Origin of the sequence: Mesorhizobium sp. M7D.F.Ca.US.004.01.2.1, assembly GCF_003997785.1 — a bacterium.
GTDB lineage: Bacteria > Pseudomonadota > Alphaproteobacteria > Rhizobiales > Rhizobiaceae > Mesorhizobium > Mesorhizobium loti.
Map to the genome: position 1 here is coordinate 1 of NZ_RZRQ01000180.1, position 12,340 is coordinate 12,340.

General features: G+C 63.0%; 12 protein-coding genes. 11 read left to right on the forward strand and 1 reads right to left on the reverse strand.

Going from position 1 to position 12,340, the window contains the following annotated elements:
• Positions 1 to 201, reverse strand: a 201-nt coding sequence (locus tag EN993_RS22135; protein WP_127264819.1) for a LacI family DNA-binding transcriptional regulator, incomplete at its 3' end; no start/stop codon positions are given.
• A 357-nt stretch (positions 202 to 558) separates the two neighbouring features.
• Between EN993_RS22135 and EN993_RS22140 the strand changes: the two genes are divergently transcribed.
• The 11 genes from EN993_RS22140 to EN993_RS22190 form a co-directional block, all read left to right on the forward strand.
• Positions 559 to 2,172, forward strand: a complete 1,614-nt coding sequence (locus tag EN993_RS22140; RefSeq protein WP_109660968.1) for an extracellular solute-binding protein — start codon at positions 559 to 561, stop codon at positions 2,170 to 2,172.
• 81 nt (positions 2,173 to 2,253) lie between these two features.
• A complete protein-coding gene (locus tag EN993_RS22145) occupies positions 2,254 to 3,114 on the forward strand; it encodes a carbohydrate ABC transporter permease (RefSeq protein WP_109660970.1) in 861 nt (286 codons plus the stop codon).
• The gene (locus EN993_RS22150; protein ID WP_127264820.1) at positions 3,111 to 4,070 is read left to right on the forward strand and encodes a sugar ABC transporter permease; all 960 of its coding nucleotides are present in this window, start codon (positions 3,111 to 3,113) and stop codon (positions 4,068 to 4,070) included. Before EN993_RS22145 ends, EN993_RS22150 begins: the two co-directional genes overlap by 4 nt.
• Positions 4,067 to 5,158, forward strand: coding sequence for an ABC transporter ATP-binding protein (locus EN993_RS22155; protein WP_127264821.1), 1,092 nt, complete (start codon positions 4,067 to 4,069; stop codon positions 5,156 to 5,158). The genes EN993_RS22150 and EN993_RS22155 overlap by 4 nt, the downstream gene beginning before the upstream one ends.
• A gap of 1 nt (position 5,159) precedes the next feature.
• Positions 5,160 to 6,230: an ABC transporter ATP-binding protein gene (locus EN993_RS22160; RefSeq protein WP_127264822.1), complete on the forward strand. Its 1,071-nt coding sequence runs from the start codon at positions 5,160 to 5,162 to the stop codon at positions 6,228 to 6,230.
• Positions 6,231 to 6,265: 35 nt separating this feature from the next.
• Positions 6,266 to 7,363 (forward strand): Gfo/Idh/MocA family oxidoreductase, encoded by a 1,098-nt coding sequence (locus EN993_RS22165; protein WP_127264823.1) that lies wholly within the window; start codon positions 6,266 to 6,268, stop codon positions 7,361 to 7,363.
• Between the two features lie 26 nt (positions 7,364 to 7,389).
• Positions 7,390 to 8,304, forward strand: coding sequence for a sugar phosphate isomerase/epimerase (locus EN993_RS22170; RefSeq protein ID WP_127264824.1), 915 nt, complete (start codon positions 7,390 to 7,392; stop codon positions 8,302 to 8,304).
• Positions 8,305 to 8,362: 58 nt separating this feature from the next.
• On the forward strand, positions 8,363 to 9,307 hold the full coding sequence (locus tag EN993_RS22175; RefSeq protein ID WP_127264825.1) for a substrate-binding domain-containing protein: 945 nt from the start codon (positions 8,363 to 8,365) through the stop codon (positions 9,305 to 9,307).
• An 81-nt stretch (positions 9,308 to 9,388) separates the two neighbouring features.
• On the forward strand, positions 9,389 to 10,369 hold the full coding sequence (locus tag EN993_RS22180; RefSeq protein ID WP_245468931.1) for an ABC transporter permease: 981 nt from the start codon (positions 9,389 to 9,391) through the stop codon (positions 10,367 to 10,369).
• Entirely contained in the window at positions 10,366 to 11,148 is a 783-nt protein-coding gene (locus EN993_RS22185) for an ATP-binding cassette domain-containing protein (RefSeq protein WP_164757754.1), read from the forward strand. Before EN993_RS22180 ends, EN993_RS22185 begins: the two co-directional genes overlap by 4 nt.
• 16 nt (positions 11,149 to 11,164) lie before the next feature.
• Positions 11,165 to 12,340: aldose 1-epimerase family protein (locus EN993_RS22190; RefSeq protein WP_127264827.1), on the forward strand; the 1,176-nt coding region annotated here is incomplete at its 3' end.

Below are 12,340 nucleotides of genomic sequence, written 5' to 3' on the forward strand. Positions count from 1 at the left end.
GTCGAGCCGGATGACCTCGCCGGGCAAGGACCGTGGCGGCACGCCGTTCGGGCTTTCGGCGATGTAGCCGAGGCGCTGCGCCATTTCGAGCACGATTTCGCGCGTGCGCGCTCGCACGCCGGGGCGGTTGTTGAGCACGCGGTCGACGGTGGCGGCGGAAACGCCGGCTTCCCGGGCTATGTCAGTCAGGGTGGAACGCACCGTCTTTCATCTCCTCAACGCATCAGGATCACGCAATGCCGGCAGCCCGTCTGACGGCGATGGCTGCCTGTCCTCGGCGATTCTGATGGGAAATGATGTATCCGGCCTTGGCCGAAGCGCAAGCCGTTGGGCTAAATCAAGTCGTCCGACACGGCTATTCCAGGATGGGAAGATACATTTCCCATCAAATCGAGGCATGTGGAGCGGTATGTGGACCCAGGCATGACGCATTTCCTCGCCTCATTGCGATGTTGTGAGGTATTTTGATTATTTATGATGTTGACAGCCTTCCGATACTGCCGTCAATATCCCTCATGGGCTCGTGGAGGAAACGTGGGCCCTGAGGGAGGAATTCCAATGTCTGATCTGATCCGCATATCGCGACGCCGATTGCTGACGTCCGGAGGAAAGGCGGCGGTGTTCGTGGCCGCCACAGGTATCGCACCGCAATTCATTCGTCCCGGCCGCGCCTATGCGGCCGACGCGCTGGCGCCAGGCATGATTGGCGGCCCGACGGGCTTCGATGGGGCCGAGCGCTACCAGTATGGCGCCGACACGCCGGAAGGCCGCGCCATCGAGGCGGCCAAGGCGCTGAAGGGTGCCGGCAAGGCGCCGGCCAAGATCGTGCTCGGCCTGTCCGATGGCTCGATCGGCCAGCTCACACAGCCGTTTCCGGCCGGCGCGCCGTCGATCAAGGACCTGTGGGAAAAGGAGACCGGCATCCCGATCGAAATCGTCGGTCTGCCGAATGGCCAGGAATTCACCAAGACGATGCAGGACATCTCCACCAAGGGTGGGGCCTACGACATCTATTCGACCGAATGGAACCGCCTCGGCGACCTCGCCGAAACCGGCGGCATCGCCAAGCTCGATGACTTTGTCGCGCAGTACAAGCCCGAGTGGGATGATCCGGTGACCGGCTATGTCAATGGCGCCAAGGGCGTGTCGCTGCTCAACAAATATCGCGGCTCGAACTATGGCGTGTCGCTGGACGGCGACTTCCAGACCTGGGTCTACCGCACCGATCTGTTCGGCGACGAAGCCGAGAAGAAAGCCTTCAAGGACAAGTACGGCTACGATCTGGCGCCGCCGAAGACCTGGAAGCAGCATGGCGACATCGCCGCCTTCTTCCAGCGTCCCGACAAGGGTCTGTTCGGGTCGACCGATTTGCGCAACCAGGGCTGGGGCTATACCAACTGGTATCAGCGCTATGTTTCGATGGCCTCGCCCAACCAGTTCCTGTTTGGCGATGACGGCAAGCCGATGATCAATTCCGAGCAAGGCATCGCTGCCACCAACGAATATGTCGCGTCGCTCGCGCATCATTCGCCGGATGCGATCTCCTGGGGCTGGCCGGAACAGTACGGCAATTTCGCCAAGGGCGGCGCGGCGATGACCTGCGCCTTCTCCAACCTGCCGAAATTCCTCGACAATGCCGGTAACAAGGACTCGGCTGTCACCGGCAAGATCGGCTCGATGCTGCCGCCCGGCCGCGAGATCGACGGCAAGCTGATCAGCCGTTCCGTGCTGTGGTTCTCGCTGACCGGCATGGTCTCGGCGCAGTCGAAAAACCAGGAGGTCGCCTATCTCCTGCTGCAATGGCTGGGCTCTGCCCGCATCTACGCCTGGATGAGCGCCAACCCCGGCGGTTATCTCGACCCGTTCCGACTGTCGGATTTCTCCGATCCGCTGGTGCGCCAGACCTATCATGCCTACCACATGGACGTGGTGCGCGAGACGGTGGCGCGCACCGTGCCGACCATCAACTATCCTGGCGCAACAGCCTTCCACAATGCGCTCGACGAGAACCTCATGGCGGCGCTGACCAAGGCCAAGACATCCGAGCAGGCGATGGCCGACACCGAGGCCGAGTGGAAGAAGATCGCCCGGCGCACCGGCGAGGACAAGCTGCTCGAAGCCATCAAGACCAACAAGGAGGCCTGGCCGACAGTTCTCGATCCAATCGTTTGATCCATCTCCCTGGATCACATCGAAGGAGGGGAGGAGCCTGCTTCTCCCCTCCGCCCACAACGCCACCAGCAAAGCCGCCAGATGAAGCGTTCCATTCCTTTCGAGATCTTCCGCTACGCCGCGATCTTCGTGGCCATGGCGGTGACCCTGGTGCCGATCCTGTGGATGGTGTCGATGGCCTTCAAGCCGATCGCCGAATGGTCGGCGACCGGCGCCGACCTGACATGGTGGCCGAAGAACCCGACGCTCAGCAATTTCCGTTTCGTCTTCGGCGAGTCGACCAACAATCTGATCGTTGCGCTTGACCGCACCGCGCTGAAGCCGATCCTCTCATCGCTGCTGTCGGCGGTTTTCGGCACGGTGATCGCGATGTCAGCGGGTACTGCCGCGGCTTACGGACTGTCGCGTTTCGGCTCCGGACAGAATCTGCCGCTGGCGCTGATCCAGCTCAGGCTGTTTCCGCCGATGGCGGTGATGATCCCGGTGATGATCATGTGGGCCTTCCTCAACTTCACCGACAGCTGGTGGGGATTGGCGCTGATCTACGGCATCGTCACCTTGCCGTTCGCCTTCTGGCTGATGAAGACCTTCTTCGACGACATGCCGCGCGAGATCGAGGAGGCGGCACTGGTCGAGGGCTGTTCGCGGCTGCGCGTCTTCACCCGCATCACGCTGCCGATGATGCGCGCGCCGCTGGCCAGTGCCGCACTCTTCGTCTTCATCCTCAACTGGTCGGACTATCTGATCGCGCTGCTTCTGACGACGCGCGAATGGGTGACGATCCCGGTCTACATGGCTTCGCTGTCGTCCTCGATGACCGGGCAGCTCTATGGCGCCAAGGCGGCGCTTGGCCTCATCGCGGCGGTGCCGCCGGTCATCATGGGCATCGCCATCCAGCGCCATCTGGTGCGCGGGCTGACATTCGGGGCGCTCAAGCAATGAGCGCGGTGACTGCCATGGTTTCAGAGGACGAGATGAAAACCGCTGGAACAAGGCCGGTTTCGCGCGATGAAGGCGCAAGGCTGGGTTTCCGGCTGACATTGCCTGCGCAGATCCTGGTGCTGTTCATCTCGGCCTTCCCGCTGTTGATGCAGCTCTACATCAGCGTCACCGACTGGTCGCCGCTGTCGGGCCTCGGCTGGTGGAATGCCTGGTCACTGTGGAACAACCTAGCCAATTACACCGATCTTGCCGCCGATCCGCGCTTCTGGAGCGCGCTGAAGCGCACAGCCATCGTCATGATCATCTGCGTGCCGGTTGAATTCCTGCTCGGCCTGGCGCTGGCGACGCTGTTTGCCGACGATTTTCCGGGCAAGCGGATATTCTATTCGGTCCTGCTGATGCCGATGATGGTGGTGCCGGCAGTGGCCGGCTACATGTTCTTCATGCTGTTCCAGTCGGGCGGCCCGGTGAACGACATCTTGTCGGCGCTCACCGGTTCGCCCGTCACCATCGCATGGCTGTCGGACCCGACGCTGGCGCTGATCGCGGTGATGGTCGCCGACATCTGGCAGTGGACGCCGCTGATGTTCCTCATTCTGCTTGCCGGCCTGGTCGGCGTGCCGGAGGACCAGATCAAGGCGGCGACGCTGCTCGGCGCCAATCCGTGGCAGCGCTTCGTCACCATCGTGCTGCCGAAGATGAAGACGATCATCATCATCGCGCTGGCGATCAGGGTGATCGAGAACTTCAAGATCTTCGACACGCTCTACATCATGACCGGCGGCGGTCCCGGCGTCGCCACCGAGACCATCTCCGTCTACATCTACAAGCTCACCACGCAGGACCTGATCTGGGGCTATGTGGCGGCGATCGCGCTGGCCATATTGATCGTGCTGTCGATCGTCGCGGTGTTCGCCATGAAGCGCATGGCGCGGGCACGCGAGGTCCCGGCATGAGTGCCATTCACCTGCAGAACCTGGTCAAGAAGTTCGGTGACTTCACCGCGCTGAAGACAATGGATCTGGCAATTGCCGATGGCGAGTTCATGGCGCTGCTCGGGCCGTCTGGCTGCGGCAAGTCGACGACGATGAACATGATCGCCGGCATGGAGGAACCGACCGGCGGCAAGATCCTGTTTGGCGAGCGCGACATGGCCGGGGTACCGATGGGGCGGCGCGGTGTCGGCTTCGTGTTCCAGAACTACGCCATCTTTACCCATATGACGGTGCGCCAGAATCTCGCCTACGGCCCCAAAATGCGAGGGGCTGCCAAAGCCGAGATCGACCGTCGCGTCGGCGCCATCGCCGAGATGCTGCAGCTGACACCGCTGCTCGACCGCAAGGCCGACCGGCTCTCGGTCAACATCTTGCAGCGGGTAGCGATCGGCCGTTCGGCGATCATGGAGCCGGCGATCTTCCTGCTCGACGAGCCGCTGTCCAATGTCGACGCCGCCTTCCGGGCCGTCATGCGCACCGAACTGAAGCAGTTGCAGCGCCAGTTTCGCCAGACCATGGTCTATGTCACCCACGACCAGCTCGAGGCGATGACCATGGCCGACCGCATCGCGGTCATGGACCATGGCGTGCTGCAGCAGGTCGGCACGCCGCTCGAGGTCTACAACGACCCGGCCAATGTCTTCGTCGCCCGCTTCATCGGCGCGCCGGGCATGAACCTGCTCAAGGGCAGGCCGGCGGAGAGCGATCGTGGGCTGGTCGTCGATCTCGGGCCCTTGGGTATCACGCCGCCGCTGCCGGACGCACTCGCGGCCGCCTTGCGCGGCGCGCGCGGCGAGGTGCTTTACGGATTTCGGCCAGAGCAAGCGACGCTGGTGCAAAATGGGCAAGGCCTCGCCATGCAGGTCACCTTCGTCGAGCGGATCGGCGCGCGCACCATTGTGCATCTCGGGCTGGGTGAGGGCGCTGTGAAAACGGTGTTCGACAATGATGTCGGGCTGGCGATCGGCGACACCGCGATCGTCGCTCCCGCTGCGTCGTCGGTGCGGGTCTTCGACGCCGCTACCGGCCTGGCGATGAAGGCAGGTTGAGATGGCCGATATCGTCTTCCGCAATGTGACCAAGCGCTACGGCGGCACACTCGCCGTCGATGACGCCTCGTTCACGGTCAACGACAATGAGTTCTTCTGCTTCTTCGGTCCGCCGCTGTCGGGCAAGTCGACGATCCTGCGCCTTGTGCTGGGGCTGGAGACACCGGATACCGGAGAAATCCTGATCGGCGGCAGGCCGGTCAACACGGTGTCGCCGGCGGAGCGCAATGTCGCCATGGTGTTCCAGAATCTGGCGCTGTTTCCGCATATGAGCGCGCTCGACAATGTGCGCTTCCCCCTGGTCGAACGGCGGGTCGCCGAGGTCGAGATCAAGAGGCGCGTTGCCGACGTCGCGGCGAAGCTGCATATCGGCCACATCCTGCACAAGCCGCCGGGACAGCTTTCGGGCGGCGAGCGGCAGCGTGTGGCGATTGCGCGTGCGCTTGTGCGCGATCCCAACGCCTATCTGATGGACGATCCGATCTCGGCGCTTGACGCCAGGCTGCGCGAAGAAACGCGCGTCGAACTGAAGCGCATCCAGCGCGAACTCGGCAAGACGCTGATCTATGTCACGCATGACCAGGAAGAGGCGATGTCGGTCGCCGACCGCATCGCCATCCTGGAGGACGGCAGGATCAGGCAGATCGGCGCGCCGGCCGAAATCTATGACCGCCCGGCCAGCACCTATGTGGCGCGGCTGCTCGGCTCGCCGATGATGAACATCCTGAAATCGGTGCGCGGCGAGGGCGGTGTCGAGGCTGCCGAAGGCACGATCCGCATTGCCGACAAGGCTGCTCCCACTGATGCCGTCGAGATCGGACTCAGGCCGGAAGACATCAAGGTCAGACCGTGGCCCATCGAGGGAACAGGGGGCCTAGCCCGCCCGGCGCGGGTGTTCGAGGTCGAGCCGCTTGGCGGCTATACCGTGGTGACGCTCGCTGCCGGGCAGGCGCGGCTGAAGGCATTGCTGCGCGGCCAGCCCGACATCCGGCCGGACGCCTTGGTGGCGATATCCTGCGAGCCGGCCCGCGTGCATTATTTCGGACAGAGCGGGGGAGCGCTGGCACGATGACGGCGGCCGCAAGAAACGAGCTTCGGGAGGATCAGATGGCAAACAAGGGCTTCGAGCCGGACGTGAAGGTCCGCACGAAAGAATACAAGATCGGCTGCGTCGGCGCCGGCATGATCATGGCCGAGTGCCATCTCGCTGCCTACAAGGAAGCTGGCTTCCCAGTGGTGGCGAATGCTTCGCGCACCAGAGCCAGTGCCGAGAAGGTGGCGACGCGCTGGGGCATCCCGACCGTCCACGATACGCCCGAAAAGCTGATCGAGGATACGAATGTCGAGATCATCGACCTTGCCTTTCCGCCGGACCAGCAACCGGCGCTGATCCGCCATGCGCTGAAGCAGAAGCACATCAAGGCAATCCTGGCGCAGAAGCCATTGGCGCTGTCGGTCGAGGAAGCGGTCAAGCTGCGCGACGAGGCGGCGAAGGCCGGCAAGATCCTCTCGGTCAACCAGAACATGCGCTACGACCAGTCGATGCGCGTCTTGAAGCAGATCATGGACAGCGGCGCGCTGGGTGACATCGTCTTCGCGCAGATCGACATGCACGCCATCCCGCACTGGCAGAGCTTCCTCGAGGATTACGACCGGCTGACGCTCGCCAATATGAGCGTGCATCACCTCGACGTGCTGCGCTTCCTGTTCGGCGATCCCGACGAGATCACCACGCTGACGCGCAAGGACCCGCGCACGAAATTCGACCACTCGGACGGCATCACGGTGTCGACGCTGCGGTTCCCGTCCGGCGTGCTCGCCGTGTCGCTGGAGGATGTCTGGTCCGGTCCGCGCCAGGACGGCTACAAGGACGACCAGCACATCAACTGGCGTGTCGACGGCACCAAGGGCGTCGCCAAGGGCAGCATCGGCTGGCCGACGGGCGCTGCCTCGACGCTGACCTATGCCTCGGCCAAGACGACCGGCGGCGAGTGGGTCAGCCCAAGCTGGGACACGATGTGGTTCCCGCATGCCTTTATCGGCGTGATGGAACAGCTCCAGCACGCGGTGAAGACCGGCACGCCTCCGGCGCTGTCGGTCGCCGACAACGTCAAGACGATGGCGCTGGTCGAGGCCGGCTACCGCTCGATCGACGAGGGCCGCACGGTCAAGCTTTCCGAAATCTCGACAACTTCAATCAACTGAATCGCTTACAGGGAGGAATTCACACCATGATGCAGGCAGGTATTTTCACGGGCTATTTCCCGTACGGCCTCGAAGAGACGGCGAAGAAGATCCGCGGGCTCGGTTTCAACACGGTGCAGCTCGACCTACATTTCAAGGATGTCGACCTGTCGGCCGGGCAGATCACCAAGGACAAGGCCAAGAAGGTGCGCGATGTCTTCCGCGACCACAATCTGCCGGTCTGCTGCGTGTCGGGCTACACCAACATCATTCATCCCGACAAGGCCGAGCGCGACAAGCGTGTCGGCTACCTCAAGGAGATCATCCGCAACGCCCGCCATTTCGGCTCGCCTTACGTGATCTCGGAGACCGGCACCTACAACACCGAATCCGACTGGGTGCATCACCCCAAGAACAAGACCGAGGAAGGGTTCGAGGAATGCCGCAAGGTGGTCGCCGACCTCGCCCAGACGGCCTATGACCACGGCGCGGTCTTCCTGCTCGAGACCTATGTCAACAACGTCGTCGGCTCGGTCGAGGAGACTGTGAAGATGTTCGCGCAGGTCGACCATCCCGGCCTCGGCCTGTTGATGGATCCGACCAATTATTTCGAGACGCACAACATCGACAGGATGGACCAGATCCTGAACCAGGTGTTCGACACGCTGACCGACAAGATCAGAATAGCGCACGCCAAGGACGTCAAGCGTTCGGGCGGCGACAAGTCCGAGAAACACGCCGATATTGGCGACGAGGACGCGCTGGAAAGCCATACGTTCCGCGGCGTCGGTGAAATCGAGCTGCCGGCACCGGGCCTCGGTTCGCTGAACTATGACCTCTATCTCCAGCGGCTGGCGGAAAAGCATCCAAATATCCCGGTGATCATCGAGCATCTCTCGGAAGACGACGTGCCGCGTGCCAAGAAATTCCTCGATGGGAAGTTCCGCGCCAACGGTCTGTGACGGTCACTGCGCGCCGTCGATTTGCGGCGGCGCGGCCCAAAAGCAAGGGAAGAAGAAAATGTTGAAATTCGCATTGAAACTGGCGGCCGCCGCAACGCTGCTCGCCGGCGTTTCGTTGAGCGCGCCGGCGTTGGCGCAGGATGGCCAGAAGACCTTCTACCTGCTGTCGCATGGCGGTCCGTCGGATGCATTCTGGCTCGACTGGAATGCCGGCGCCACAAAGGCCTGCGACCAGCTCAAGGTGACCTGCAAGATCTCCTTCAGCGGCGGCGACATGGCAGCGCAGAAGGAGGCCTTCAACTCAGCGCTTGCCGCCAAGCCCGACGGCATCGCCACCACCTCGGCGCAGCCAGGCCTGTGGACCGAGGAGGTCAAGGCGGCCAAGGCAGCCGGCATTCCGATAGTGTTCTTCAACACAGACGATCCGGCGACCGGACGGCAAGCCTATGTTGGCGCAGATCTCAAGGAGGCCGGTGTCATCTGGGCCAAGTATCTCGTCGACCACAAGATGGTGAAACAGGGCGACAAGGTGTTCCTGCCTGTCGAAGTGCCGGGCGCCAGCTACCAGCAACTCGAGACCGAAGGCATCGCCAGTGTCTTCGATCCGTTGGGGATCAAATACGATGTGGTCGATTGCGGCACCGATCCGGCCGGCATCATCGCCAAGATGACCGACTATATGGTCGCCAACAATCCGCCGGCGATCATCGCGCTCGGCGATTCCGTGGCGGCCAGCGTCAAGCGGGTGTTCGATGGCGCCGGCGTGCCGGCGGGCAAGATCCCGGTCGTCGGCTGGGGCAATTCCAAGGAGACCGCGGAGGCCGTCAAAGCCGGCTTCGTCAACGCGGCCGCCTGGCAGTTCCCGTCCGCGCAAGGCTTCATGCCGGTGGCGCTGCTCGGTTTAGCCGCTTCGGGTGAGCCGATCGGCTACGACATCCACACGTTCAGCCTCTACGACGCCTCGAGCGTCGAACCGATCCTGAAGCTCTACAACACGAAGTGAAACCGGTGCCCGCGGCGCAGGCCGCGGGCACCTCTTCAAAGCATGGTTCAAGCAGTCATGACGATCGCCGCAGAAGACGAAATGCCTGTCGGGAAACGCAGATCGAGCCTCCTGCGCTCGCCGCAATTCTCCTCGCTCGTCATCCTCATTGTTTTGCTTGCGGTGTTCGCTATCGCCGACGCCAATTTCCTGTCGCCACTCAACATCTCCAACATGATGGCGTTCCTGCCCGAGCTCGGCATCATCGCGCTCGGCATGACGTTGCTGTTGACAGCGGGTGAGTTCGACCTGTCGGTTGGCGCCGTGTTCGGGCTGGCGCCGGTCGTCGTCATGCTCCTGGTGCAGAACGGCGAGGCAAGCATCGGCGTGGCGCTGCTGGCCGGGCTTCTGCTGTGCGTGGCGATCGGCGCCATCAACGGGCTGATCGTCACCAAGATCGGCATTTCGTCCTTCCTGGTCACACTGTCGATGCTGCTCGTGGTGCGCGGGGCAGCACTCTACATCACACAGGGCTTTCCGCTGAAATCCTGGGACCAGCCCGGCTTCTTCGTCACACTACTGGCCGGCAGCTTCAACATAGGCTCGTTCCGGCTCTACACCTCGCTGTGGTGGTTTATCGGCCTGTCGCTGCTGGCGATCTATGTCCTGCGCTATGCCAAGCTCGGCAACTGGATCAGCGCCATCGGTTCCAACCGCAACGCGGCGGTGGCGCGTGGCGTGCCGGCGGACGCCGTCAAGGTGTGGCTGTTCATCCTGACCTCGGTTCTGGCGGGCCTTGCCGGCATGATCAGCGCCTTCCGCATCTCGGCCGCTTCACCGGTGGCCGGTACCGGCTACGAACTCGAAGTGATCGCCATGGTGGTGGTCGGCGGCACGGCGCTGACCGGCGGGCGTGGCACGATCCTCGGCACCATCGTCGGTGCGCTGATGCTGCGCGCCATCCGCAACGGCATCGTGCTGATCGGCGTGCCGGGCCTGGCCTACAACATCTTCGTCGGCGTCATCATCCTCGCCATGCTCATCCTGCACGCTCTGCTGCAGAAGAACGCCGCAAGGGGCTGACGATGGAAGTGCTTCGGCTGCAAAACCTGCAAAAATCCTTCGGCAGCGTGCGCGCGCTGAAGAACGCGTCCTTTGCCCTCAACGAGGGCGAGGTGGTGGCCTTGCTCGGCGACAACGGCGCCGGCAAATCGACGCTGATCAAGGCGATCTCGGGCGTGTTTCCCGTCGACCGTGGCGACATCTATGTGCGCGGCGAAAAGGTCTCGATCCGCTCGACGCGCGATGCGATGGACCTCGGCATCGAGACCATCCACCAGGACACGTCGCTGGCGCCGGATCTCAGCATCGCGCGCAATCTGTTTCTCGGCCGCGAGCCAGTCAAGCTGAAATGGCTGGGAGTGTTCGCGCCGCTCGATCTTGCCAAACTGCGCGGTGCAGCATCGGCGCTGCTGAAGCGCGTCGGCATCTCGAAGAAACTCGACGCTGATGCGCTGGTCTCGACGCTGTCGGGCGGCGAGCGCCAGTCGATCGCGATTTCGCGCGCCATGCAGTTCGCCGCCAAGGTCATCATCCTCGACGAGCCGACCAACAATCTCGGCGTCGAGGAAACCCATGGCGTGCTGCGCTTTGTCAAGGAGGTGCGTGACGCCGGTCATTCCGTGCTTTTGATCACCCACAACATCCATCACGTGTTCCAGGTCGCCGACCGCATCATCGTCATGCGCCGTGGGGAGATCGTTGCCGAACAGACGGTTGCCGATACCGATCTTCTGACCGTGGAAAGCATCATCACCGGCGCCGACATGTCGGCCCTGCTGAAAGAGACGAGAGCGAAGTGAAGAAGTTGGCCGTCACATGGTAGAGCTTTACGGCAAGACGCTTTCGCGCCGGCAGGTATCGGAACGTTCGGGCATGCTGTCACAATTCGCCGGCGTACGGCTGATGACGCTTGGCGACGGGGTGGAACGCGGCATCCGCATGCTGGAGTTCCGCACCGGCTCGGGCCTGCGCTTCACCGCGCTGGTCGACCGGGCGCTCGACATTGCCGATTGCGACTTCAAGGGCCAGGCGATCGGTTGGCATTCGCCGAGCGGCTTTCGCCATCCCGGCCTGCATGATTATGAGGGGGAAGGAGGGCTCGCCTGGGCGCGCTCGTTTTCCGGACTGCTTGTCACTTGCGGCCTCGACCACATATTGGGCCGGGAAGAGGTGCCCGCCGAGAGCTACAACTATCCGGGCAGGAAGACCGTGATCCATTCGCTACATGGCCGCGTCAGCACCATTCCGGCACGGCTGACCGGTTATGGCGAGGCCTGGGACGGCGACCGTTGCGTGCTGTGGGCCGAAGGCATCGTGCAGCAATCGACCGTGTTCGGCGAGAATCTGCATCTGCTGCGGCGCATCGAAGCCGATGTCGGCGGCAACGAGATCCGGCTGTCGGACCGCGTCGTCAATCACGGCTTCAACCGCACGCCGCATATGTATTTCTATCACATCAATGTCAGCCATCCCTTGCTCGAAGAGGGTTCGCGCTATCTGGCGCCGATCCGGGATGTGGTCTGGGCCGGCCACGATGGCGAGCGCTACCAGGCACAAAAGGTCGGCTACCGCACGGTGCCGGCGCCACGACTGGGTTTCAGCGAGCAGGTCTGGCAGCACGAAATGGCGGCCGACGGTGCGGGCGAGGTGCCTGTGGCGGTGGTCAACGACCGTCTTGGCCTTGGCTTCGAGGTGGTGACGCGCAAGGACCAGCTGCCTTGCGCCTATCAATGGCAGAATTTCCAGGCGGGGCAGTATGCGTTGGGCATCGAACCCTCGACGCACCATGTGCTCGGCAATCTCGCGGCGCGTGAGCGCGGCGAGATGATCTGGCTGGAGCATGGCGGAGGCCGTTCTTACGACGCGGTGTTCCGGGTGCTCGACGGCGCCGGTGCGATCGCCGCAGCGGAACAGAGGATCGCTTCGATCGCCAGGCAACCGCAACAGGATTATCCTGCGCCGTCGGGCAGCTTTCTGGGATTGGCGGGGCGG